The following is a 26,420-nucleotide window of genomic DNA, read 5'->3' on the forward strand; positions in this document are numbered from 1 at the left end:
TCTTTTTTTATAAAAATTAAGAAGATGCTTGTATAGGGATGAGTTAGGCTAAAACATATTTCTCAACTGCTTGAGCAACACCATCTTCAGCATTAGTTGCAGTAATTACATTAGCGGCTGCTTTAGCCTCACTAGTACCGTTACCCATAGCAACGCCTAAACCAGCCCATTCAAGCATGGTTAAATCGTTGTTTTGATCGCCAAGGGCCATAACTTCTGCTTGTTGAAGACCAAGTTTGGTAGCCAAAGCATTAAGCGCATTACCCTTAGAAGCATTTTTGTTAATAAATTCGAGGAAATAAGGAGTAGAACGAACGACATAAAAGCGATCGTGAAATGATGTTGGGATAGCCTTAATAACCCGGTCAATAACCTCAGGTTCATCAATCATCATGCCTTTAGAATAATCTTTTACTTCCATATCAGCCACGGGTACATATTTAATTTGCATATTTACTAAGAAAGATTCACCAATTGAATATTTAGGAATTAATTGATGAGCAGTATAAATTAAGTGATCATCTTCAACATGGAAATGGACAGCTAATTTATGGCTAAGAGCTTCAATATCACGGTAATCATCATAAGAAATAGTTTCTTTGGTTAGAATATTACCACTGACAGTTTGAGCGAGAGCGCCATTAAACGTAATAACGTATTGATCATCCCCATGTAAACCTAGTTTGTCCAAGTAAGGTGTAACTCCAGTCAAGGGGCGTCCAGTAGTTAAAACAACTTTGACACCACGAGCGCTAGCAGCTTGTAGTGTTTTGATTGTCCGTGGTGCCAATTCATTATTCTCATTTAATAGGGTACCATCGATATCGATGGCAATTAATTTGATACTCATAAAAATCTCCTGTAAGTTAAGAATTAGGTCCAATAAGGTAATTATTGTTGATATAGTGTTGAAAGTCAACGTAGATAGGATTAAATAAATCATTTGTTCCAGTTTCAAGCATTTCTTTTGGGAAAAAGAAGCGGCGATCTCCCGATTGACGCCCGCTAATTGATTTAACTAGGGGACTGACTGTTGATAATTCAACAGTTGATTGATCAGGTAATAGCAATTCAATTTGCGTTTGTGGATTTTTAGCATGCGGATTATAAGCATCGTATGGCAAGTTGAAGCTATCATTTTCCGCAGTGTAGTATTGCGCATTAAACCCAGCTTGTTGGATTAACTTACGGACGAGAGGTAAAGTATCAGTTGAGGCTTGCGTTAAGATGACTGATTTTAATGGTTTACGATCTAAAAAACGAATAGCTAAATCACTTAAAATAGTGTCATCACTAGTCCGCCATTTACCAAAATATGTCATTAAAACACCATCATCTAAGGCAAGATAATCTGTTAATGTTGGTTGCCCTTTTAAAAATGGCAATAATGCTTCAGGAATAAAACTAGTATCGATGGTAACATCAGATAATGAACGATGATATAAATCATAAGCGCGTTTCAAAAGATTAGTTAAAATTACCTCCATCGCACGTGAGGCTGGATGAAAATAAACTTGAAGATACATTTGATACCGGCTAACAACGTAGTCTTCAATGGCATGCATGCCGGTTATGGAGAATACTAAATTACCTTGAAAAGGCCGAATTAGGCGTAAAATACGGGACAAATCAAAAGTACCATAATTGGCACCGGTGAAGTAAGCATCGCGTAGTAAGTAATCCATGCGATCAGCATCAATTTGACTGGCAATAATTTGAATAACTTGTTGATTAGGATAGGTTTTATTTAAAATACTAGCTACTTTTTTGGGAAAATCCGGACTAACCCGACTTAAGACCGTGTTTATTTCTGTCCCAGCCGTGGTGATGATTAAGCGTGTGAATTTTTCATGATTAGTATTAAAAATATGTTCAAAGGTATGTGAATAGGGTCCATGGCCAACGTCATGTAATAAGGCCGCAATTAGCGTAATCATTTGTTCTTCGGGATGCCACTGGCCATCATTAGCCGTGGTACTTGAGTAACGCGCGTTGAGATGTGTTGTAATTTGGCGAGCAATTTCATAGACACCTAATGAGTGCGTGAAGCGTGAATGTTCCGCACCTGGAAATACTAATGACGATATGCCTAGTTGTTTGATTCGCCGAAGCCGTTGAAATTCAGTTGTATTAATTAAATCAAGAATTATTTGATGCTGAACATAAATATAAGTATGAACAGGATCGCGAAAGACAGTTTCTTTAGACAAGGTTTGGGTTAGATAACTCATATAAAAGTTCCCTTCGTGTGTAAAATATTGAGATTAGCCGGTTGACGGGCGATTAATTTTGTTTTTATCGCAAAAACTTGGTCATTAATATCATCGGTAACTATTAATCGACTTTTAGGAATGTTTGGCCAAATGCTTTGAAATTCTTTAATGATGTTAGCAACTTTAATTTGTGGCTTAAGTGTTGCTAAGGTTGTCATACAGGCAGGATCAACATTTGGATAAGGTGGCATAATATCGGCTTTACCAGTGCCAATTTGATACATTTGACGAACTAACTGACCACGTTCGAGTTGATTACCAGCAACGCTTAAATAAAATGATACTAGAACTTTATTACGATGGCGATATTGGGCTAAACCAGCAATTTTTAGGCCATTAATACTAACATCAAAATCACCAGGACAATATGATTGCTTAATTTCACCAACAACTAACGGTAGCGGAGATAAGGTCTCTTTTAGTAGCTTAATGGCTAGTTGATAGGTGCTTTCAATGCTTAAGGGGCTATCTAGCGGTTGCTCAAAGATTAATGCGCCATTTAGAATATTAGGATCGCTAATAACAGCTAAACCACCTGCTGACCGAACATAGGGAATATAACCATGAGCAAGCAAAAAATCAGTTGCTTTGTTAAAAAAGGGTAGTTGTTTATCACGATGACCTAAGGCAATGGCTGGTGGTGTTATCCATAAGTGTAAGAACCCCGTTGTTGCATTAGTATAATCAAATAAGGCAGTGTTAAAGGCGGTACTGGTTAATGGTGAATCTGTGTTAAATTCATTAGTAATTAATTTGAGACTTGTAAATGGTAAATCCATAATATTGACCTCACAAATTATTTTCTGAATAAATATTGGAATTAAGCAGTGCTTCTCTATCATTATACCGAATGCTTGCCGTATAATAAATGAATAGCATAGTGATTGAGAGGTAAGTAAAATGGTAGTTAGGCAATCAACAGGGGTACCAATAAAAATAAATTTGACGACAACAATTAAACAACCTGAACAATCAGAAAAATTTACATTTAGTGAAAACGGTCAAGCAGTCTATATTGGCGATACATTGTATTTAAGATATCAAGAAAGTGCTGAAAATGGAACTAAGGTACCGGTAACTATGAAGATAAAGACAGATAATACAATTCAATTGCGTCGTCATGGACAAGCCGACTTGCGGTTGCTTTTTGATGTGAACAACAAAGGTTTATCAAAATATCGAACGCCAGCAGGGTTGCTGGATATTATGGTTAGTACTAAACGATTAATATCAAAAATTGAACAAAAACCATTAAATGGGCAAGTTATAATTGATTATGATCTGGCGGTTGGTGGTCAATATGTTGGAAACTACAACATTCAATTGCAATTTGCTAACTAAAATAGTAAAATACATATAGTATAAACTCTGAAAGGACGTGCTAATTTTGGAACTTACAAAATTTGAAGGCCAAAACAAAGACGAACTATCACTTATTGAGGTTGCCCATGGCGTTTTATCATTACACGGTGAAACAATGGGATTTGCTGATTTGGTAAATGAAGTTCAACAATTTTTAGGCAAGAGCGATGAAGAAATTCGTGAGCGGTTGTCACAATTTTATACAGATTTGAATATTGATGGTAGTTTTATCTCCTTAGGGGATAACATGTGGGGACTTCGTTCATGGTATGCAATTGATTCAATCGATGAAGCCGTCCATTTAGATGAAGATGATGACGCACCTGTTCGTAAAAAGAAACGCAAGAAAGTTAATGCTTTCTTAGATGATTCAGCAGACGACGATGACGTTATTGACTACAACGATGATGATCCTGAGGATGATGACTTCGATCAAGTTGATGATGTAGAAGATGATGATGATGACGATGAAGAAGATGATGCAACATTAGATGATGATGTTAAAGCAGCTAGTGATTTTGATGATGTTGACGACGATGATGATGCCTTAGATGATGGTATCGAAGGTCAATTAACAGAATTTTCAGATGACGATGATGATTTTGACCAAGAAGAAGACAAGGAAAATTAATTTTAAAGATTAATTTCTTAAAGTCCTTGACTATTGTAAATGACTTGTGTAGTATATTTTAGGGCTCCTTACTTTAAGGACGATCAACTACGTAAGTTATTTAGCTCCCAATTCATAATTGAGTTGGGGGCTCTTTTTTTATTTTTACGATCATAGGTAACCCAATGTAAAGTTAACCCATAGGAGGAAGTTAGAATGACGACTAAATATATTTTTGTCACAGGTGGTGTTGTTTCATCACTCGGAAAAGGAATTGTTGCAGCATCATTAGGTCGCTTATTAAAAAATCGTGGCTTTAAAATTGCCGTTCAAAAATTTGATCCATACATTAATGTTGATCCTGGGACAATGAGTCCATATCAACACGGTGAAACTTTTGTTACAGATGATGGGTTAGAAACTGATTTAGATTTGGGACACTATGAACGTTTTATTGATATTAACTTAAATAAATATTCAAATGTTACAACTGGCCGAATCTATTCTGAAGTGTTAGCCAAGGAACGTCGTGGTGACTATCAAGGAGCAACCGTGCAAGTGATACCACATATTACAGGCGCCTTGAAAGAAAAAATGATGCGGGCAGCACAAACTACCGATGCTGATATTGTGATCACTGAGGTTGGTGGGACAGTTGGTGATATTGAATCGATGCCATTTATGGAAGCATTACGCCAAATGAAGTCAGAAGTTGGTGCGGAAAATGTTTTCTATATTCATACTTCATTAGTACCATATTTGCGTGCCGCAGGTGAAATGAAAACAAAACCAACACAACAATCTGTTCAACAACTGCGTTCTCTTGGGATTCAACCAGATATGTTGGTGCTGAGAACAGAACAACCAATCTCTGATGCTATGCGAGAAAAATTAGCATTATTTACCGATGTTAAACCGGAAGCGGTGATTGAATCAATGGATGTGGATTCTTTGTACCAAATTCCGTTGAATTTACAGGCACAACATATGGATGATGTTGTCTTACAAAAACTAGGTTTGGATGCACCAAAAGCTGACATGGCTGATTGGCAAGCATTAGTTGAACATGTTAAAAACCTGCACAAGCAAGTTAACGTAACACTAGTAGGAAAGTATGCTGATTTACAAGATGCCTATATCTCAGTTAACGAAGCTTTAAAGCATGGTGGATATGCTGTTGATGCGGAAGTGAAAATCAATCATATTAATGCTGAAACAGTTAATGATGATAATTATCAACAATTATTAGCACAGGCTGATGGTATTATTGTACCAGGTGGTTTTGGCCCACGCGGTATTGAAGGTAAGATTTTAGCTATCAAATATGCTCGGGAAAATAATGTGCCATATCTAGGAATTTGTTTAGGAATGCAGTTAGCATCTGTTGAATTTGCACGCCATGTTTTAGGTTATCAAGATGCTAATTCAACTGAACTAGATCCAACTACATCAACACCGATTATTCATTTAATGGCTGATCAAGCAGGTGTCGAAGATTTAGGTGGGACGCTTAGATTAGGACTTTATCCAGCTAAGTTAACGCCAGCCACTAAGACGGCAGCCGCATATGGCAATGTTATGGAAATTCAAGAACGTCATCGGCATCGTTTTGAATTTAATACAGATTACCGAAAAGAATTTGAAGATGCCGGTATGGTATTTTCAGGAGTATCACCAGATAATCGGTTAATGGAAATTATTGAATTACCAGAAAATGATTTCTTCATCGCTGCGCAATACCACCCAGAATTTTTATCACGACCACAGCGACCAGAACCACTATTTGGGGCTTTTGTAGCAGCCGCACTGAAAAATTCAGAAAAGTAGAATTAATTGAGTAAACAAATGATTAATGGAGAAATTAACACTCTATAATTAAATTTAACTTGGTCTAACAGCTGTTAAAATGACTAAACACAAATTGTTGAATAAATAGGTACCGTAAAAGATGGTCGGGATATTGGTCCTAGCCATCTTTTTTTGCTAGAAATAAGCAAAAATCGTTAAATTAATTAAAATTAAAGTTGTGTGCAAACATGGCAAACTGATGAGAAAATTACTAGGAGTATTGTTATTTTTGAAAAACATCTGTAAAATTTAAAGATGTATGTAGCCATGCATATGAGTGTGTATAAAATTTACGCAACACACATTTTTTAAGAGTATAAAGGTGTATATAATGAATAAAAAAATGATTATTAATGGCGGTCGTCGTTTAGCAGGAGATGTGACGATCGGCGGTGCAAAAAATTCTACAGTAGCACTAATTCCTGCAACAATTCTAGCAGATACACCGGTTCGTTTTGATAGTGTACCAGATATTGCCGATGTATATAATTTACAAATAATTTTGAATTCAATGAATGTAAAGTCAAAATTTCAACATAGTATCTTAGACGTTGATCCAACAGAAATTAAAGAAGCAGCTTTACCTAGTACTGCCATCAAAAGCTTACGTGCATCGTATTATTTTATGGGGGCACTTTTAGGACGCTTTGGTCGGGCAACGGTGACTTTTCCCGGTGGTGATAATATTGGACCTCGCCCAATTGATCAACATATAAAAGGGTTTAAGGCACTAGGGGCTGAAGTACATGAAGAAAATGATACAATTTATATTACAACTGGGATAAATGGGTTGCATGGTGCGCGGATTTTTCTAGACATGGTTTCAGTTGGGGCGACGATTAATATTATTTTAGCAGCGGTTAAAGCACCCGGCCAAACTATCATTGAAAATGCGGCGCGTGAACCAGAAATTATTGATTTGGCAACCTTTTTGAATAATATGGGAGCTAAAGTTCGTGGTGCTGGGACTGATGTCATTAGAATTGAAGGTGTTTTGGAATTAAATTCGCGTGCAACGCATACAATTATTCCAGACAGAATTGAAGCTGGAACTTATTTATCATTAGCTGCAGCTGTTGGGGATGGGATAATGATTCATAATATTATTCCAGAACATTTGGAGTCTTTTACATCTAAAATGATTGAGATGGGTGTAGATTTACAAATTGATGGTGATCAAATTTATGTCCCAAAAACTACCCAAATTACCCCAATTAGTATAAAAACTTCACCATATCCTGGTTTTGCCACTGATTTACAGCAACCAATTACCCCAGTTTTGATGCTGGCTGATGGTGAAAGTAAGATTTTAGACACGATTTATCCTAAACGCGTCCGACATATTGTTGAACTACGTCGCTTAGGAGCGGATATTGCTTCAGCTGTGGAAGGTGTTATTACAGTAAATCAAAGTACCAATTTAGTTGGTTCAGTTGTCCAAGCAGCCGAAATTAGAGCAGGCGCCGCTTTGATGATTGCGGGTATGATGGCGGATGGCCAAACGGTTATTAAAGCAGCCGATCATATTTTAAGAGGATATGATCGAGTTGTTTGGAAACTAACACAGTTAGGCGCAGATGTTGAAATTATCGCTGAAGATAACTAATTTTTGTATTTTTATATTGTACGTTTTTTTTAAACGTGATAAGATGTATGAGTTAGTTACATAACAAGGAAACTGACTCTGATGCAGGCAATGCATCAGGGCAATAAGGAGAGTTATTATGAAAAACGGAATTCATCCAGAATACCACAAAGTTGTTTTTGTTGATTCAACAACTGGTTTTAAGTTTTTATCAGGTTCAACTAAGACTTCAGACCAAACTATCGAATTTGAAGGGGCAACGTACCCAATGATTCGTGTTGAAATTACTTCAGATTCACACCCATTCTACACTGGTAAACAAAAGTTTACACAAGCAGATGGTGCAGTCGACAAGTTCAACAAGAAGTATGGTTTAAAATAAGGTTGTTACTTATTTTTAAGAGACGTTCTCAATTTGAGAACGTCTCTTTGTGTTTTATGTCCTTTTTTGAGTACATAAAAGGTTTTAGTAAATAAAAAGCGTTAATAAGGATGGTTAACATGATGGCTAACGATCTTTATTAACGCTTTTTAGGCTTGAAATTCTTTAGTAAGGGGCTATTTTGAAACACGTGTTTTTTCGATGGCATTACGAATATTATCAACCACAACTTGTGTTTTTGAACCTAATTGAAAGCCAACTGCTGTAAATAGTGAATCCATAATTGTTAGTTGAGCAATTAGGGAACTCATTGATTCAGCTCGAAAATTAACCTCCTCAGCTATTGAAACTAATGAAATATCAGCTAATTTTGCTAAGGGTGACTGAGCAAAGGATGTAATCGCAATTGTTTTGACATTATTTTCTTTTAATTTTTCGGCGATGGTTAAGGTATCATGGTTACGGCCAGAGTGGGAGATAACGATACCAACATCTTGTTTAGTCATACGGACTGCTTGCATTAACTGAATATCATAATCGGGATGTTGTTGAACATTAATTGATGTTCTAAGTAGTTTATGATAGCCATTAAACGCAACCAATGATGACCCACCAATGCCAAATAAGCCGACTGTTTTAGCATTACAAATTAAATCTACGGCGGCAGTAAAGGTTGTTGTATCTAACATTTCTAGTGTTGTTGTAAGTGCATTAGTGGCACCACTAAAAACCTTTTGAATAATGTCTTTAGTGCTGTCAGTTTCGGCAATTTCACCAAAAAAAACGTTACTATCTTCATGTGATGCAAGTGCAACACTAAAGTCACGATATGAATCCCAACCAATATGCTTAACAAAGCGTGATACGGATGCACTAGAAACATTTGATGCCACAGCCAGTTCTTGAATCGTAAAATCATGCGCAATTGTTGGATTTGCAATAATTGTGTCGGCAATGCGTTTTTCAGTGTTGTTTAAATTATCGTAGTTACTTTTAATTGAACTAATTGCTGTTTGTGCCATAAAAACCTCTTATTTGATTAGACCTAAAATTAATATATTATCTCAATTATACTTTAAAAATAAGGAGATACTAGTTAAAAATATAAAAAAGTGAAAAAATATTACAAGTTTTTACTTGCATTTTGAAAATTTTTTTCTTAAAATAAGAATATACAAAAAATATAAGAGGTATTTATCATTATGAAATTTGCGATGATTGGTTTAGGTAAGATGGGTCTTAACTTGGTTAAGAATGCTGCAGATAATAAGCATGAAGTTGTTGCTTTTGATTTGAATGCAGATTTTGTTAAGGAAGCAGCTGATTACTCACAATTAGTAACACCAGCAACTGATTTAGATGATATGCTAGCTAAGTTACCAAGTCCTAAGGTTGTTTGGGTAATGGTTCCAGCTGGGGCACCAACTAACTCAACCATTGATGCTTTGATTGAAAAAATGGATGAAGGTGATGTTATCATTGATGGTGGTAACTCAAATTACAAAGATAACTTAGAACAAAACATCCGTACAACTGCAGCTGGTATTAAGTTCTTTGATGCCGGTACATCAGGTGGTATGGAAGGTGCTCGTTCACATGGTAACTTTATGATTGGTGGCGATGATGCTGATGCCTTTAAGATTATTGAACCATTATTTGCCTCAATTTCAGAAAAAGATGGTTATCTCTACACTGGTAAGCTAGGTTCAGGTCACTACTTGAAAATGGTTCATAACGGAATTGAATATGGTCAAATGCAAGCGATTGCCGAAGGATTTGAAATTTTGGAAGCATCTGATTTTGATTATGACTATGAAGCTGTTGCCAAACTTTGGAACCATGGATCTGTTATTCGTGGTTGGTTGATGGAATTGATGGAAGATGCCTTTTCTAAAGATCCACGTCTTGATAAATTAGCTGGTCGGATGCAATCTTCTGGTGAAGGTAAGTGGACCATTGAAGAATCATTAGATCTTCAAGTACCAGCACCAGTAATTGCCTTATCATTAATGATGCGTTACCGTTCATTACAAGACGATACCTTTACAGGTAAAGTTGTTGCTGCCTTACGTAATGAATTCGGTGGTCATGCTGTCGAATCAAAAGATTAATTGATTAATGAAAAATCTAACTAAAACTCTAAGTTAATAGAATTTTAGTTAGATTTTTTTGCATAATTAAATTTAATAAAGGTGGATTACTGTGACTTGTTACTAATATGGTTAGTGACATTTTAAAATAGTTATAAGTATTAAACAACACAAAAAAACCACCGCGCAAGAGGGGGAGCGACGGTGGTAGCCCTAGGATTAAACTAGGTGATGGCCAACCAATATTGGGGGGAGGTTGGTCATCAAATTCATTACCTTGGGGGAAGTTAATGAATTGTTCAACTTGTGAACTCAATTATCTTATCTTTATTTTGTGAAGAAATCGTGAATTTTATATGAAAAAATCATGAAATGCTATAAAAAAGTGAAAAAAGTTGTAATTATGGAGTTTTATTAAAAAAATTTAATTAAGAAAACTGTTACATTTAGGATAACCAATATAAAAAACACATTTATTGAACAAAATTACAATAAATGTTTTTTTTTATATTTAATTATTTTCAGGTTCTTGGGACGTTGTAAGAGGTCTAATTGTAACTTCAAAATTATTAATTAACGCATCAGTGTAGTCTAAAATTTTAAAGTCGAATTGGCTGATACTGATAATATCACCAACGCGGATATTCTTATGTTCATCAATCATAAAACCGGAAATAGTAACCATATCTGATTTTTTAAATTCAGGAATATTAACTTGGAAATATCTTTCAAAATCATACATAGTCATTTTGCCGGGAACTTTAAATTGATTATTACCTAATTTTTCAATCGCGTCCTCAGCAACATCATCAATTTCATCACGTACTGTGCCAAAGAGTTCTTCATAAATATCTTTATCGGTAATAATCCCTGCTGTACCACCATATTCATCAGCAACAGCAACAATTGGCTTACGTTTAGCAATCATTTTTTTAAGAACATCTTGAATTTCCATATTTTCAGTAACTGTGACGATACTACGTAGCAATTTGGAAATCAAAATTGAATCATCAACTTGGCTTTGCCGAACCAAATCATATGAATAGACATAACCAAGAATTTTATCTTTATCATTATTAGCAACGACAGGAAAACGTGAGTATTGTTCTTTAATATACGTAGCTAATGCCTCTTTGACCGTGGTGGTAATGTCTAATACTTCTAACTGGGTACGATCAATCATAATGTCTTCGGCGACCTTGTCATTCATAGCAAAAGCACGCTGCATAAAAACAAAATCTTCTTCAGCTAGTTGACCACCATGAACGGCATTACGGGAAAGATTTAAAATTTCAGCTTCAGAAAAGGTTTCATCGGTTTCTGAAGCTGGTTTTAAACCAAAAAGCTTAACTGCCCTATTAGCTGAAACATTTAAAAACCAGACAAATGGATAAAAAATAACATGGAAAAAGTGTAAAGGACCAGTAACGAACATGAGGACCTTCATAGGCATATCAATTGCCACATTTTTGGGTACTAGTTCCGTAAATACGACCTCAACGTATGTTAGTAAAACCATCGCTAATAATGATGCGATTGCTTGGGTTGAACCATTTTGCGGCAGATGCGCAATAAGCCCAACGTTTAAGAGTAAGTGTGAGATTGTTTCCTCACCTAACCATCCTAAAATTAGTCCAGCTAGGGTAATTCCGACCTGTGTAGTTGAAAGATATTCATTTAAGTTTTCCACCATATGAATAGCTCGAGCAATTTTTTTAGATGGACGTTCGCGTTTTTCTTGCGCGTCTTTTAGAGAACTTGGTCGGATTTTAACCAAAGCAAATTCACTAGCAACAAATAGAGTTGCTAATAATAAAATAAAAACAATAACGACTAAATTAATTATGATACGACTGTCACTCACAGGATAAATTTCCTCATTTCTAGGTAGTTTAATTAATGCTTATTATAACGTATTTTTAAATGAAATCTCGTTAAAAGTATTAAAAAAGCAATTTAAGGAGTGGATGCTAACAAAGTGCGTAATAAAAAAGCGTGACTAGTATTATTACGCTGAAGGAATAACCGGAAATTATTCGATAAGGTAATAATACTAGTCACAAAAGGGTTAGCACAATATTAGGCACGGTCCCACCAAAGCTTAATTAAGGCTTGAGTACCCTCATTGCCGAGATTGTGATCATCAACTAATTTTGTATACAACTGTTCGGCTAATTCGGTGCCAGGCAATGATAAGCCCATTTTTTGCGTTTCATTGAGGACAATTCGTAAATCTTTTAAGAGATGTTTAGCATAAAAGCCAGGTGCAAAATCATTTGCTAAGATGCGAGGGGCATAGTTTGTTAAACTCCAGTTGGCGGCACTACCACTACCAACAGTTTGTAAGATCTTTGGTATATCCAGCTTAGCGGCGTGGGCATAAACTAACATTTCGCTCAGACCAACCATTGTGGCGGCAATCATAATTTGATTAGCCATTTTGGCATGCTGACCATTACCATTGGTACCAAAATAATTAATTTTTTGGCCAATAATCTTTAAAATCGGCAATGCAGCTTGGAAAGCTTGTTCATGCCCACCAACCATGATTGTCAAGGTACCATCTCTAGCACCAATATCACCACCAGAAACTGGTGCATCAAGGGCTAGCACATTTAAGCGAGTTGCTTGGTTAGCAATTTTTTGCGCTAATGAGGGTGTTGAGGTTGTCAAATCAATGAGTAATTGATTAGGAGCGATATGCGCTAAAATACCATCTTGGTCAAAATACAATTGTTCAACATCTTGTGGATAGCCAACCATAGTCATGATGATATCTGATCTTTTAGTGATGTCACTAGGAGTATTTAACCAATTAGCACCAGCGGTAATAGCATTAATGGCATGCTCTTTGGTTCGATTATAGACGTTAACCTGATATCCAGCTTTTAGTAGTTACTAAACTGAATTTTATTATTTTAAATAACTGTAGTTTACCACTTTATTAAGTTGTTTGATTAAATAATAGTTGATGATGATGCATTAATATCAATAAAACTAAATTTAGTAAAATCAAAAAGTCCTTGGTCAGTAATTTTTAAAGTTGGAATAACAGGTAATGCTAAAAATGATAATGTTAAGAATGGATCATAACTAACCGCACTGATTTTTTTAAAACTATTGAGTAAGTTTTGATAATCAGCGTTAACAGTCAGATAATCTTGATCTGACATTAGCCCAGCAATTGATAGTGGTAAAATTGTCACATGATAATCAGCAGAAACCACAGCTAAACCACCATTGGTTTTAGCAATTGCTTCAATCGCTAATTTAATAGCTTGGTCATCCATACCTGCAGCGATTAAATTATGTGAATCATGGCTAATACTACTAGCAATTGCACCACCGGTAAGACCTAAACCTTTAACAATACCAAGTCCCATTGTACCTAAATTTTTATGGCGCTCAACGACAACAATTTTGGCTAAATCATGCTTGGTACTTGGTAAAAATACATGATTAGCTGATGGAACAGGCAAAACTAAGTGTTCCGTATCAATATGCCCCGGCTTGATGCCAATCACATGCGCATATTCGCCAGATAAGGTTAATTTTAAATCACCTAAAGTATAATTCATACATGGGTAGTTCCATGCTTTGCTTTTAGTATCAGTATGTTTAGTGAAATGCCCATTCTTCATGACATTTAAAACATGCACAGTTTCAAGATTATCAATAATTAACAAGTCAGCAATGAAGCCTGGGGCAATGGCCCCTAAGTCATTAATTAAGTGAGATTGTGCTGCATTTAAAGAAGCCATTGTATAGGCCATAGCAGGTTTGAGACCAAGTTTGATCGCCTTAGCGATATTAAAGTCAACTCCGCCTTCAGCTAGGATATCACTGACTGTTTTATCATCAGTTGCAAAGGCAAATCGCGTATAATTGTGGGCATTGACGGCAGGTAAAAGATGTTGTAAGTCCCGTTCAACCGTTCCTTCACGTAAGTAAACATAAAAGCCAGCTCGAATTCGTGCTAAGGCTTCTTGGGCATTTCTTGATTCATGATCAGTTGCAATTCCATAGTACCGATAGATATCTAACTGTGAATTTAAAAGGCCGGCAGTATGGCCATCAACTTGCTTATTAGCTTGTAGAGCATCATTAATTTTAGTAAGCATATCCGGATTAGCACTTTCAACAGCTGGAAAGTCCATTACCTCAGCTAAACCACCAACTTGTTGATATTGATAATAGGGTTTGAGATCAGAAGCGGTCAAAGTAGCACCGGCATGTTCAAAGCTGACTGCGGGAACAGATGATGGTAACATATATTGGATTGTAATCGGACTATCATTACCAGCTGCTAACATATAGTCGAGGCCAATGGTTCCTTTTACGTTAGCGATTTCATGTGGGTCAGCAAAAACAGTTGTGATACCACGTGTTAAAGCCAGTTTGCCAAATTCAACTGGATTGAGGAGCGAACTCTCAATATGCATATGGGCATCAATGATTCCTGGGACAACATAATTATTTTTAGCATCAAAAATCTGGTGAGCTAATAGGGTGGGTTGTGATCCTAATGCATATATTTTATTATCTTTTATCCAAATAGTTGTTGTTTCAAAAGTTAAGTTAAAAACATCGAGAACCTGTGCGTTAATAATTTGTATATCAACGTTGGTAATGGTTGTACTCATGGGAAGCCTCCGCTAGCTAAAATAATATTTAGTTAGAGATTATAGCTAATCTTAGCTGATAAAACAATATAATACGTTATAAAAACTTACACATAGTTATATGCTGGATACCAGCATATAAAAAAATGGAACCTTGAGCAATAAAACCAAGTTTTTGATAAAAATCTTTTGCTTGTAATTGGGCTCCTAAAGTTAAATAAGTAATACCTAATGTAGAAGCATTGCTTTCAATGTTATGCATTAGCATGCTAGCGACACCTTGATGACGAAAAGACTTTAGTGTAGCCACACGTTGTAGATGCCAACCATTGTCATTGGTTCGATGAATGCGAGCAGTAGCGATTGGTTGTTTGTTAAGATAGACGACAAAATGTGTTGCAACGTCATCTAAATTATCAAGTTCTAGGCTGATATCAATATTTTGCTCAGCTACAAACACGCTTTTTCGAATGGCTAAAGCATCTGCTTTAATTTGTTCAAAATTATTTTGAAGACTATTTTTTATTTCCATATTGTGCATCCTTAACATTGATTTAAAAAATATTTTACCAGTTTAATGGTAAAATTGATAAGATATTAAATTTTAAAATGAGGTTTATAAAAAATATGCGCAAGCTTGGTAAACAACTCAATACACGAAAAGGTTTTTTTTGGTGGCTAATTGGTTTCTTTTGGATAAAAACACTCATAGCTTATTTTTTAGATTTTGGAATGTTAGGTGTGCAAACCCCATTTCAATTTTTCATTATGCTAATAAATCCATTTGCAACCACCATTTTAATTTATGGAATTGCTTGGTTTTTTAAAAAAGCTCGCTTTTTTTATGCCTATTTAGCAATTATTAATTTAATTAATACAATATTATTGTATTTAAACGTGATTTATTTTCGCGAATTTACAGATTTTGTAACGATTAATGCCATGCTTGGTTACAACAAAGTTAATCAGGGTTTAGGTGGAGCCGGTTTTGAATTAATGGAGCCCCATGATGTTATCTTTTGGTTAGATTTCATCATTTTAATTGCTTTATTCTTATTTAAAAAAATTAAATTCGATATGAATAAACCAAAAAAATGGGCTGGTCTAGCTACTTTTTGTGGTGCAACTGTCCTATGTTTAATGAATATTGCTTTAGCTGATATGAGTCGCCCACAACTTTTAACGCGACAGTTTGATCGGACGTATTTTGTCAAATATCTAGGGTTAGATGCATTTACAGTTTATGATGGTATCAGTTCAAGAAAAACAGCTGAATTACGCGAAAATGCTAAAAGTTCCGAAATAAAGGGAATTTTAAAGTATGTTCAAAAAAACTACGCTGAACCAAATAAGAAATACTATGGTATTGCTAAAGGCCGGAATGTCATTATAATTCATTTGGAAAGTTTTCAGCAATTTGTCATTAACCGTAAAATTAATGGGCAAGAAGTAACGCCATTTTTAAACTCCCTTTATAATTCAAAAAGTAGTTTGTCATTTGCTAATTTGTTTAATCAAGTTGGCCAAGGAAAAACTTCTGATGCGGAAAATATGCTAGAAACATCAACGTATGGGCTACCGCAAGGATCATTATTTGCACAATTAGGTAGTGATGAAACATTTCAAGCAATGCCACAAATATTAAAGCAACATGGTGATTATACCTCAGCTGTTTTTCATGGAAATAATGCTGCTTTTTGGAATCGAAATAACGTTTATAAAAACATGGGCTATAATTATTTTTATGATGCAAGTTATTTTGATACAACTGGCGATCGCGCAACCGGATATGGCTTAAAGGATAAGTTACTATTTCATGACTCAATTAAGTATTTACAACATTTACAGCAACCATTTTATGCTAAATATATTACTGTGACTAATCATTTTCCGTATTCATTGGATACTGAAGATAAGGATAAAACATTTACCACGACGGATACTGATTCTAGTATTGTGAACAATTATTTTGTAACTAATCGTTATTTAGATCAATCAATCAAGGAATTTTTTACGTACCTTAAAAAGTCAGAGCTCTACAAAAACTCAGTAATATTGTTATATGGTGATCACTATGGTATTTCTGATACAGAAAATACTAATTTAGCCTCAGTTCTTGGTAAGAATGCTGATGATTGGAATGCCAATGATAATGCTGAATTACAAAGAGTACCATTAATTATTCATATTCCAGGTTTAAAAAATGGTGGTATTCAAAAGCAATATGGTGGTGAAATCGATGTCCTACCAACGTTGGAACATTTATTAGGTATAAATAGTAAGGAATATGTTCAATTTGGAACAGATTTGATGAGTAAGCAGCATAACCAAGTTGTCGCTTTTCGTAATGGCGATTTTGTTTCACCTACATATAACTTTATCAATAATAATGTTTATTCAGCTAAAACAGGTAAGCAATTAACTGCAACAACTAGTTTAATGAAAACCATTAATAAGATGGATAGTAAAGTTAAAAAAACGTTGAGCTTATCAGACTCATTGAATCAGAAAAACTTATTAAGATTTTATACACCTAAAGGTTTTACTAAAGTTAACTCAAGTAAGTATAACTATGTTTATCCAGCGGGAATTAAGCAAGCATTAGCAATTGAAAAAAAGCTGCACTTAAAATCAACTAGTTTATTTTCACAAAATAATAATAAGTCGACAACAAAGTTATATAAAACTGATGCTCCAGAAGTTAATCATAAGAACATGAGTGGCTCTCGTATTCAGCAGACTCGTAAAACAGATACGACTGATGGAACAAGTTCGTCAAGTACCGATAAGTAGCTAAAAAATAAGTTTTAAGAGGAGTCAGGGTATGACAATAGCTAAAGTGATTAGTCAAAAACTAAATTATAATGAAAAGCAAATTTCTCAAGTTTTAGCACTTACAGATGCAGGGAACACAGTCCCATTTATTGCCCGCTACCGAAAAGAAATGACTGGTAACCTTGACGAGGTGGCGATTCGGGAAATTATTGAAAAAGCAAATGCGTATTTAGAGCTATCAAAGCGAAAAACAGCAATTTTAGCTTCGATTGAAAAACAAGATATGTTGACAATTGCTTTAGCCAATAAAATAAAAGGCATTGATAATTTACAAAAACTAGAAGATGTTTACTTACCATATAAACCGAAAAAGCAAACACGCGCAATGCTTGCTCGGCAAAATGGCTTAACTGACTTAGCTACTTGCTTATCAAAGTTAGATGAGCAACAAATTAAAAAGATGACTAGTCAGTTTGTTAATAAACAAGTAAAGACGAGTGCAGAAGCACTAGGTGGGGCGCAAGCGATTGTGGCGGAACTGGTTAGTGAAAGTGAACAGATTCGGGAATACGTACGCCACTTTATCGAAAATAAAGGGCAATTAATAACTACCTTGAAGAAAAATGCTGCACAATTTGATGAAAAACAAATTTTCAAAACTTATTATCAATTTGAACATAACATAAATCAATTGCAAAATTATCAAATTTTGGCTATTAATCGAGGTGAGAGTGAAAAAATTCTTAGTGTAAAAATCAGTTTAGCGGATGACATAATTGTTAATTGGATTATCAACATATTAAAAAAAAAGCCCCAACCTAGTCAATATTTCCAAGAAGCAGTTAGAGATGGTTATCAACGTTTGTTAAAACCAGTTTTAGAAAGACAGATTCGTAGTCAGTTAACTGAACGGGCTCAAACAGCAGCTAGCAAAATTTTTGGTAGTAATTTATATCATTTATTAATGCAAGCGCCCTTAAAAGGGCAAGTAATCATGGGTTTTGATCCGGGGTATCGTACAGGCTGTAAGTTAGCAATTATTGATGCTCAAGGTAAATTTTTAGATAAGGAAGTTATTTATCCGCATAAACCAGCTAGTGCCACCAAACAAAAAACAGCTAGTGCGATATTTAATGCTTTAATAAAAAAGTATCAGGTAAAGTTGATTGCAATTGGGAATGGCACAGCAAGCCGGGAATCAGTCGAATTTGTGGTTGCACAAGGATTGCACAAAGTGGCCTATGCAATTGTTAATGAAGCTGGTGCTTCTGTTTATTCAGCTAGTGATATCGCTCGTAGTGAATTTCCACAATTACATGTGGAGGAACGATCAGCAATTTCAATTGCACGTCGCTTGCAGGATCCATTAGCTGAACTAATAAAAATTGATCCAAAAGCAATTGGTGTTGGTCAGTATCAGCATGATATTAATGGCAAAATACTAGATCAAGAGGTTGATACAGTGATTGAACGAGCTGTTAATGAAGTAGGAATTAATGTTAATACCGCTAGTGAGCCCTTATTACAACATGTTTCAGGGTTAAATAAAACAACCGCGCATAATATAGTATCTTTTAGAAATACACAAGGACCGTTTACGAAACGGAGTGATTTAAAAAGTGTACCAAGACTTGGGCCAAAAGCTTATCAACAAGCAATCGGGTTTTTAAGGATTATTGAAGGACAAGAGCCACTTGATAATACAGATATTCATCCGGAAAGCTATAAGTTAGCAACTCAATTATTAGCAATTGGTGCTACTGAAATAGATCCGACAGATGATATTAAAATTAATAAGTTAGCCATGCAATATCAAGTAAATCCCCTGACAGTAGTTGATGTTATCAAAGGTTTACAACAAGCAGGGCGTGATATTCGGGATACATTACCGGGGGCACTATTAAGAAATGATGTTTTGAAAATTAATGATTTAAAACAAGGAATGCAATTGGAGGGAACCGTTAGAAACGTGACAGATTTTGGGGCGTTTATTGATTTGGGTGTGAAGCAAGATGGATTAATTCATATTTCAGAATTATCAGAAAAACGAGTTAAGCATCCTAGTGAAATTCTCAATGTTGGTCAAATTATTACCGTTCGTGTTAAAAATGTTGATATTGATCGACAAAGAATTGAATTATCATTGAAACTAGGTGTGTAATGACTACACAAGAGTTACAAAAATTAGTTGAAACGATATCATTGATGGCATTTAATAAACCGTTTAGTGATCAAGCTAGCTTTAATGTACGCTTAAAAACGACCGGGGGCCGTTATTTATTGCAAAGCCACAATATTGAAATCAATCCTAGGATTGTAGAATTAGATGATAGTAGTGTCTTAGTGGGGATTATTAAACATGAACTAGTGCATTATCATCTTCATCAATTGGGGGTAATGCATACACATGCTTCAGTTGAGTTTAAAGCATTACTTAATGAAGTTGATGGCTTAAGGTATACACCAGTAATGCACCCCGTTAAACGATATCAATATCAGTGTGGCAAATGTGGTTTAAAGTATTTTCGACAACGTAAAATTGATCTTAATAAGTATCATTGTGGCAAATGTTTAGGAGCCTTAAAAAAGATTTAAATTATTATTGCAAAGCTAAAATCTTTCTGGTATAGTTATTCTTGTTGTTATGATAACAATAAGAATGTTGCGGGCGTGGCGGAATTGGCAGACGCGCAGGATTAAGGATCCTGTGGTAGCAATACCATGGAGGTTCGAGCCCTCTCGCCCGCAGATAGAAAAAACTCCACTTTTAGTGGAGTTTTTTTGTTGCCCATAAGTTGAAATTAAATGCTTAAGAACAAGCCAAACTTATTTAGGAACATTATAAACGACAACTGCTAAAAATCTTCTAAATAGGTACTAGTAGTTGCTGGTGTTGTAGCAACAATTATTTTACCATTGTGAATTGAATATAATAGTTCTGCACGCGTATTGATAACCTCATAAAAATTGGGTGCATTAAAAATTAAAAAATTAGCGGGATTACCAACTTGAATCCCATATTTATCACTAAGATGCATCGCTTTAGCACCGTTAGCGGTAACAAAACGGTACGAGTGCATAATTTCACTATAGCCCATTATTTGTGTTGCATGTAAGCCCATGTGTAAAACATCAAGCATATTCCCATTTCCCATTGGATACCAAGGATCTTTGATATCATCTTCACCAAAGGCAACATTAATACCATTTGCATCCAATTCTTTAACACGGGTTAAGCCACGACGTTTAGGATAAGTGTCAAAACGCCCACCGAGATACATATTAATTAATGGGTTAGCAATAAAGTTAATATCGGCCATTTTTAAAAGACGCATTAATTTATAAACATAAGCATCATTATAAGAACCCATGGCAGTTGTATGTGAAGCAGTTACTTTATCTTTTAAGCCAGTTTCAAAGGCTAATGTTGCCAATGTTTCTAACCCTCGAGATGCAGGATCATCAATTTCGTCTGTGTGGGCATCTACTAAGAGATTATATTCTTTAGCTAAATTAACAGCGAATTTTAAAGACGCGACACTATATTCATGGGTAAATTCAAAATGAGGAATGGCACCAATGGCATCTACTCCTAATTGAGCCGCTTTTATCATTAATTCTTTACCATTTGGAAATGATAGAATACCTTCTTGCGGAAATGCGACTAATTGTAAGGTCATCCACTCTTTAACTTCTTCACGAACTTCAATGAGCGCCTTTAATGCAACTAAGTCAGGATCGGTAACGTCAACATGCGAACGAACATACTGTAGGCCATGCTGTGCTTGCAGTTTTAACGCAGCAATTGCACGATCTTTAACATCTTGTTTTGTCAGAGTTTTTTTTCTTTCAGACCAGATTCTAATACCGTCAAAAAGAGTGCCAGTTTCATTCCATTCAGGTTGACCAGCTGTCATTGTTGAGTCTAAGTGGACATGAGGATCAACAAATGGTGGGATGATTAATTTATTATGACCATCAATAGTTTGTTCATTAGGTAAAGCCGTTAAATACGGAGAAATTGCACTTATTTTACCATCCAAAATTCTAAGATCATTAGGTACCGATTCATTTTCAATGTGAATTTGCTTAATTAACATCTTGTCCTCCAAAAGATAAATATTATTAAAATTTGCGAAAATTTAATCTTCAATTTATATCAATTTATTTTAATTGAGTATATCTTAAGACTAACAAAAGAAAATATGGGGGACAAGCTATGAATTTTATGTATCGTACGCAGCTTAACTTATTAAAGAAAAAAGGGCGTACGTTAAGCATGATCTTGATGGGCATACTTTTTTTAATAATAATATTTGGCAGTGCAATTATTAAAAATCAAGCTGATCAGCTTTTTACAAAAACGAAGCAACAAGCAACACAGTATCTCGTTTTATCTTCTACTAAAACGTTTTTGCCCCAAGACAAAAAGTTAGTGACAGCAAATTTAGCAACAATTAAGCGAATTAGCAAAATGAGTGGAATCGCAACTTATACAAAGTCCTTAGCAATTTCAGCAAAGATTACGGTGAAGCAAAAAAAACAAGTAGTATCGGTTTTAGGAACTAGTAATGGCCTCCAATTTAGTGAAAAAATACCGTTAAAAACGGGACACTTAATAACTAGTAAACAACAAGCAAAAAAAGTAATTTTAATTAGTGATAAATTAGCAAATAAGATAAAAGTTAAAGTTGGTAGTTGGTTAATTTTTACTACCAAACATCAACAAAAGATAAAGGTTAAAGTTATTGGTATTTATAAAGATAATAAGCAAGATAATCAGATGATTTATACTAATTATCATACGGCTAATCTATTAAACGATAATAAACAAGTCGTAACAAATGCCATTTTTAAGACAGATAGATTAAGTTATCGACAAAGACAGATTATTTTGACCAAAATTAATAAACTTTTAGGAAAACAAAAAATTAGTGCGAAAGAAAGCAATGTAGCTAGCCAGTTAACCAAGCTTAAGCAACTTAAAAATAGTGCAGATTTGATTTATCAAATAGCACTTATCACAATGATTATAATGATGATGTGTGGTGTTTTAATAGTATTTTGGCAACGAAGATTTGAAATAAAACAATTGACACTATTAGGTGCTAGCCGCAGGAATATTTTTTTACAATTCAGCAGTGAGTTAACAATCATATTGTTATTAGCCGGCTACATTGCCTTTTTCGTAGTCAATATGTTAAAAGGGAGTTTGTTAACTAGCCTAAACCTCAATAGTAGTACTGTTGTGTTGAATAATACATTTAGCAATGTCATTATATCCCGAACTTTAATGATGAATATGATAAAAATATCACTTGATAAGCAACTTATAATTGAAGACACATTTATAAATGCATTTAAAATTATTGGCATACTATGGTTTTGTGGCATAAGTGTATTTAAGTTACGGTTTTTAAGTTATCGTGTGAAGAAGATTTTTTAAGATAAAAAGTAGGTGAGATATGTTAGAAGTAGCCTTTAAGAGTGAGAAACATGCTAATATTGATTTAGTGTTTAAGCGCCTACATATTTATATGTTACGGCCAACATTGGCCCATAAAAGGAATATTTTAAATACAATTAGTGGTTTTATGGAATCATCAAATACGATGTTATCATTTGATGGGCAACAAATTAATAATGACATTGATCTAGTGCAGTATCGTCGAGAAAATGTGCGCGTTATTTTGAAAAATGATCAGTTAATTGAATATTTAACACCTGTTGAATATGTTAAAATTGCCTTGGACTTAGATCAGCAACAACGGCGGGTTGATTATCCATATATGCGTGATGCATTAAAAAAAATGGGCATTAATCAGGAACTGGCGCATGAACGAATCAGTAAATTAAATGAAAAAAAACGCTATGCAGTTGCACTAGCTGGTGCTTTAACTGTTAAAGCGCCAGTTGTAATTATTGATGATATTACCCAAAAATTAAGTTTATCGGAATTAAATGATTTGTTACAAACCTTACGTTGGCTGATGAGCGAACTCGATAAAATTATCATTTTAAATAGTAATGACAATCGAATCTTAAACATTGATCATGAAATAATTAGTTTAGCTTAATATGAATTAAATGAGGAAAAAAATATGGCACAACAAGCAATCAAAATTTTATTAATTGAAGATGAACACGATTTATCAGATAACATTAAGGAAATGTTGGCTGGATTTGCCGATGTTGATCAGGCATTTGATGGGGATGAAGGTGAATATCAAGCCAGTGAGGCACCATATGATTTAATTTTATGTGATTTAATGTTACCAATGCAAAATGGCTTAGATGTCATTAAGAATTTACGAATTAATGAAATAAAAACACCAGTCCTTATTCTAACCGCGAAGGATAGTTTGGATGATAAAATTACTGGTTTTAATGTTGGAGCTGATGATTATTTGACTAAACCCTTTCATCGGGAAGAATTAATTGTGCGAGTACAAGCTTTATTACGACGAACAGGGGTGTACGCTGATGATCACACCTTGCATGCTGGCAATGTGAAAATTAATTTGGAAAATCGCAGTGTTGAGATCAAGGGTGAATTACTAAAATTAATTGGTAAAGAATTTGATATTTTAGTTTATTTAATCCAAAATAAAAATATTATTGTAACGCGAGAACAAATTTTTGATCGCGTTTGGGGAATTGATTCAGATACGACAATTAATGTTGTTAATATCTACATTAATAACTTAAGACGTAAATTAGAAACAGTCGGCGAAGATGATTTGATTAAAACTTTACGTAATATTGGATTTATTTTAGAGGTTGGAGATGAATGAAATTGTAACAAAAAAGCAAAGACTAAAGATGTTTTTGACGGAAGCGTTTAGTTTTTCATTAATTTTTGCGATTTTAGGAGTAATTATTTTTTGGACATTCCAGCATACACTATTTTCATCTGTGAATCAAAATTTGGAGCATCAAGCTAGTCAGGTTAAAAAAAATGGCATGATTCCTAATCCAGGGGATTTTAAAACAATGACACTATTGTTTAATAAATCTGGAGAAATTGTTAACTATACTGCATTAGGTGATCGTGGAACAACCTTATCCAAAATCCAACTTAAAACCAATCAATTAAATGTAATGCAGACAATTGATTTGAGCAACGGTGTGTCATTTAAAACGATGCTCATAAAATTACCTAAACAGCAAAGTCAGACAAATCAAAATATTCAAGGGGATCAAGGGCAAAAAAATAGTGGCGATATACCCAAATATGCCTTATTAATGGAGAATATTACGGCTGAAAAACAAAGTGTATCAAGTTTCTTAAAAGTGTTATTGGTATCGTTTTTTGTCTTTGCGGTTTTGGCCATAACTATTAGTTGGTGGTTGGTAAAAAGAAACATGCAGCCAGTTTTAAAATCTTGGCAACAACAACAAGATTTTGTTGATAGTGCCGCGCATGAATTAAAAACGCCATTGACGATTATTCAAAATAAATTAGAGTTACTCTTAACTAAGCCAAATGCCAAAATTAAGGATGAATACGATCCAATTATTTTGTCATTGTCTGAAATTAGAAGACTAACGAGTTTATCGGCTGATTTATTAACACTAGCGAAAGCTAATTCTAATATGACGGTTATCAATACTGAAAATATCGATATTAGTAGTTTTTTAGCAAAAATTGTTGAACCATATCAGGAAATTGCCCAATTAGATAATAAAAAATTTACTATTGATTTATTAGCAAGTGGGAAGATTATACTTGATCCACAACGAATTCATCAATTATTAGTCATTTTGTTAGACAATGCTTTAAAATACACTGATGAAAATGCGCAAATTGAAGTAAAAAGTGAAATTGTAAACCGGCAATTAGTGATTGAAGTGACAGATAATGGGCGTGGAATCTCTGAAAAAGGTAAGCAACATGTTTTTGATCGCTTTTATCGCGATGATAAATCAGGAGCACGTGAAACTGGTGGAACCGGCTTAGGATTAGCAATTGCCAAGTGGATTGTTGATATGCATAAAGGCAAGATTTCGGTGCACGATGCTTTTCCACATGGTAGTAAATTTATTGTGAATTTACCAATCAAAAACAAAATTTGATTTTATTGATGAAGTAAGTAACTTTATTTTCTTAATTAAGTTCGCTAGAATGGTATTTGTTAGTATTATGCTAGAAAGGAACTTAGTAATATGTCCAAAGAAAATCCATATCATAATATGAATCAAATTATTTTAGAACAGTTAAGGCAACACGAAATAACGGTTAACGAAATAGGCGAGATTGTATATGATTTACAAAAAGATTATATTCCTGAATTGACGCAAAAAATTGCGAATGATTCAGTTATGCACGTGTTAGCAAAGCGTGAAGTACAAAATGCAATTCTAACAGGTTTGGCATTAGATGAATTAGCAAATCAAAAGAAATTACCGCAACCACTTCAACAAATTGTTGAAAATGATGAAGGGTTGTATGGTATTGATGAACAAATTGCAATGGGCATTACTGCGGTTTATGGATCAATTGGAATTACAAATTACGGCTATGTAGATAAATTAAAGCCAAAATTAATTGGTCGATTAAATGCGCATAAAGGTGGAGTTGTGAATACTTTTGCTGATGATTTAGTAGGAGCAATTGCGGCTGCGGCTGCGGCCCGTATAGCGCATGATCACCCACAAGCAGTACATGATAATTTTGGCATAAAAGAAAACGTACCAAAGTTTGCATAACAGTTCTCTTTCTGTGATTTAGTGGGTTAAGCCGAAGGTTGGGTTAGTTAAGTAATAAAAAACCATGTTTGAACTGACCCCCATAAATTGGAGTGATGTTTTAAGCGATTAATTGGATGGCATGTTTCCGGAATTCAACCGGAGTCATGCCGTCCAATTTTTGT

At 34.6% G+C, this 26,420-nt stretch carries 22 protein-coding genes, 1 tRNA gene and 1 pseudogene; 15 read left to right on the forward strand and 9 right to left on the reverse strand.

Annotated features, from left to right (window positions below):
* Positions 1-43 precede the first annotated feature (43 nt).
* The 3 genes from yidA to JOC59_RS03350 are packed head-to-tail and all read right to left on the reverse strand — an operon-like array spanning position 44 to position 3,052.
* Positions 44-850: a sugar-phosphatase gene (gene yidA, locus JOC59_RS03340; protein ID WP_205143388.1), complete on the reverse strand. Its 807-nt coding sequence runs from the start codon at positions 848-850 to the stop codon at positions 44-46.
* A gap of 16 nt (positions 851-866) precedes the next feature.
* Positions 867-2,231, reverse strand: coding sequence for an HD domain-containing protein (locus JOC59_RS03345; protein WP_205143389.1), 1,365 nt, complete (start codon positions 2,229-2,231; stop codon positions 867-869).
* A complete protein-coding gene (locus tag JOC59_RS03350) occupies positions 2,228-3,052 on the reverse strand; it encodes a lipoate--protein ligase family protein (RefSeq protein ID WP_205143390.1) in 825 nt (274 codons plus the stop codon). The genes JOC59_RS03345 and JOC59_RS03350 overlap by 4 nt, the downstream gene beginning before the upstream one ends.
* A gap of 121 nt (positions 3,053-3,173) precedes the next feature.
* Between JOC59_RS03350 and JOC59_RS03355 the strand changes: the two genes are divergently transcribed.
* The 5 genes from JOC59_RS03355 (at position 3,174) to JOC59_RS03375 (ending at position 8,060) form a co-directional block, all read left to right on the forward strand.
* Positions 3,174-3,614 carry a YwiB family protein gene (locus JOC59_RS03355; RefSeq protein ID WP_205143391.1) on the forward strand — a complete coding sequence of 147 codons (441 nt, stop codon included), beginning with the start codon at positions 3,174-3,176 and terminating at the stop codon, positions 3,612-3,614.
* A 46-nt stretch (positions 3,615-3,660) separates the two neighbouring features.
* A complete protein-coding gene (rpoE, locus tag JOC59_RS03360) occupies positions 3,661-4,266 on the forward strand; it encodes a DNA-directed RNA polymerase subunit delta (protein WP_205143392.1) in 606 nt (201 codons plus the stop codon).
* Positions 4,267-4,461: 195 nt separating this feature from the next.
* Entirely contained in the window at positions 4,462-6,072 is a 1,611-nt protein-coding gene (locus tag JOC59_RS03365; RefSeq protein WP_205143393.1) for a CTP synthase, read from the forward strand.
* Positions 6,073-6,424: 352 nt separating this feature from the next.
* Positions 6,425-7,699: a UDP-N-acetylglucosamine 1-carboxyvinyltransferase gene (locus tag JOC59_RS03370; protein WP_205143394.1), complete on the forward strand. Its 1,275-nt coding sequence runs from the start codon at positions 6,425-6,427 to the stop codon at positions 7,697-7,699.
* A 118-nt stretch (positions 7,700-7,817) separates the two neighbouring features.
* Positions 7,818-8,060 (forward strand): type B 50S ribosomal protein L31, encoded by a 243-nt coding sequence (locus tag JOC59_RS03375; protein WP_205143395.1) that lies wholly within the window; start codon positions 7,818-7,820, stop codon positions 8,058-8,060.
* 176 nt (positions 8,061-8,236) lie between these two features.
* Here the strand turns inward: JOC59_RS03375 and JOC59_RS03380 are convergent, their stop codons facing one another.
* Positions 8,237-9,082, reverse strand: a complete 846-nt coding sequence (locus tag JOC59_RS03380; protein ID WP_205143396.1) for a MurR/RpiR family transcriptional regulator — start codon at positions 9,080-9,082, stop codon at positions 8,237-8,239.
* Between the two features lie 180 nt (positions 9,083-9,262).
* On the opposite strand from JOC59_RS03380, the gene gnd reads away from it, so the two are divergent.
* Entirely contained in the window at positions 9,263-10,171 is a 909-nt protein-coding gene (gnd, locus tag JOC59_RS03385; protein ID WP_205143397.1) for a phosphogluconate dehydrogenase (NAD(+)-dependent, decarboxylating), read from the forward strand.
* Between the two features lie 490 nt (positions 10,172-10,661).
* On the opposite strand, the gene JOC59_RS03390 is transcribed toward gnd, so the two are convergent.
* From JOC59_RS03390 to JOC59_RS03405, 4 genes and pseudogenes are all read right to left on the reverse strand, one after another.
* Entirely contained in the window at positions 10,662-12,014 is a 1,353-nt protein-coding gene (locus JOC59_RS03390) for a hemolysin family protein (protein WP_205143398.1), read from the reverse strand.
* 215 nt (positions 12,015-12,229) lie between these two features.
* A pseudogene (locus JOC59_RS03395) lies at positions 12,230-13,045 on the reverse strand (NAD(P)-dependent oxidoreductase); the annotation flags it as partial.
* Positions 13,046-13,107: 62 nt separating this feature from the next.
* The gene (gene ade / locus JOC59_RS03400; RefSeq protein ID WP_205143399.1) at positions 13,108-14,793 is read right to left on the reverse strand and encodes an adenine deaminase; all 1,686 of its coding nucleotides are present in this window, start codon (positions 14,791-14,793) and stop codon (positions 13,108-13,110) included.
* Between the two features lie 76 nt (positions 14,794-14,869).
* A complete protein-coding gene (locus JOC59_RS03405; RefSeq protein WP_205143400.1) occupies positions 14,870-15,304 on the reverse strand; it encodes a GNAT family N-acetyltransferase in 435 nt (144 codons plus the stop codon).
* Positions 15,305-15,399: 95 nt separating this feature from the next.
* Here JOC59_RS03405 and JOC59_RS03410 point away from each other — a divergent pair, with 95 nt between their 5' ends.
* The 4 genes from JOC59_RS03410 (at position 15,400) to JOC59_RS03425 (ending at position 20,295) form a co-directional block, all read left to right on the forward strand.
* The gene (locus JOC59_RS03410) at positions 15,400-17,565 is read left to right on the forward strand and encodes an LTA synthase family protein (protein ID WP_205143401.1); all 2,166 of its coding nucleotides are present in this window, start codon (positions 15,400-15,402) and stop codon (positions 17,563-17,565) included.
* A 31-nt stretch (positions 17,566-17,596) separates the two neighbouring features.
* Complete coding sequence (locus JOC59_RS03415; protein WP_205143402.1) at positions 17,597-19,708, forward strand: Tex-like N-terminal domain-containing protein; 2,112 nt, start codon at positions 17,597-17,599, stop codon at positions 19,706-19,708.
* Complete coding sequence (locus JOC59_RS03420) at positions 19,708-20,142, forward strand: SprT family protein (protein WP_205143403.1); 435 nt, start codon at positions 19,708-19,710, stop codon at positions 20,140-20,142. The genes JOC59_RS03415 and JOC59_RS03420 overlap by 1 nt, the downstream gene beginning before the upstream one ends.
* A gap of 69 nt (positions 20,143-20,211) precedes the next feature.
* A tRNA-Leu gene (locus tag JOC59_RS03425) sits at positions 20,212-20,295 on the forward strand.
* 107 nt (positions 20,296-20,402) lie between these two features.
* On the opposite strand, the gene codA is transcribed toward JOC59_RS03425, so the two are convergent.
* A complete protein-coding gene (gene codA, locus JOC59_RS03430) occupies positions 20,403-21,647 on the reverse strand; it encodes a cytosine deaminase (protein ID WP_205143404.1) in 1,245 nt (414 codons plus the stop codon).
* Positions 21,648-21,766: 119 nt separating this feature from the next.
* On the opposite strand from codA, the gene JOC59_RS03435 reads away from it, so the two are divergent.
* From JOC59_RS03435 to JOC59_RS03455, 5 genes are all read left to right on the forward strand, one after another.
* On the forward strand, positions 21,767-22,993 hold the full coding sequence (locus tag JOC59_RS03435; protein ID WP_205143405.1) for an ABC transporter permease: 1,227 nt from the start codon (positions 21,767-21,769) through the stop codon (positions 22,991-22,993).
* A 19-nt stretch (positions 22,994-23,012) separates the two neighbouring features.
* Entirely contained in the window at positions 23,013-23,624 is a 612-nt protein-coding gene (locus JOC59_RS03440) for an ATP-binding cassette domain-containing protein (RefSeq protein WP_205143406.1), read from the forward strand.
* 24 nt (positions 23,625-23,648) lie between these two features.
* Entirely contained in the window at positions 23,649-24,341 is a 693-nt protein-coding gene (locus JOC59_RS03445; RefSeq protein WP_205143407.1) for a response regulator transcription factor, read from the forward strand.
* Entirely contained in the window at positions 24,334-25,623 is a 1,290-nt protein-coding gene (locus tag JOC59_RS03450; RefSeq protein WP_205143408.1) for a sensor histidine kinase, read from the forward strand. The genes JOC59_RS03445 and JOC59_RS03450 overlap by 8 nt, the downstream gene beginning before the upstream one ends.
* Before the next feature lie 90 nt (positions 25,624-25,713).
* Positions 25,714-26,256, forward strand: a complete 543-nt coding sequence (locus JOC59_RS03455) for a phosphatidylglycerophosphatase A family protein (protein WP_205143409.1) — start codon at positions 25,714-25,716, stop codon at positions 26,254-26,256.
* The last annotated feature ends 164 nt before the right edge of the window (positions 26,257-26,420 follow it).

This window comes from Periweissella beninensis (assembly GCF_016908275.1).
GTDB lineage: Bacteria > Bacillota > Bacilli > Lactobacillales > Lactobacillaceae > Periweissella > Periweissella beninensis.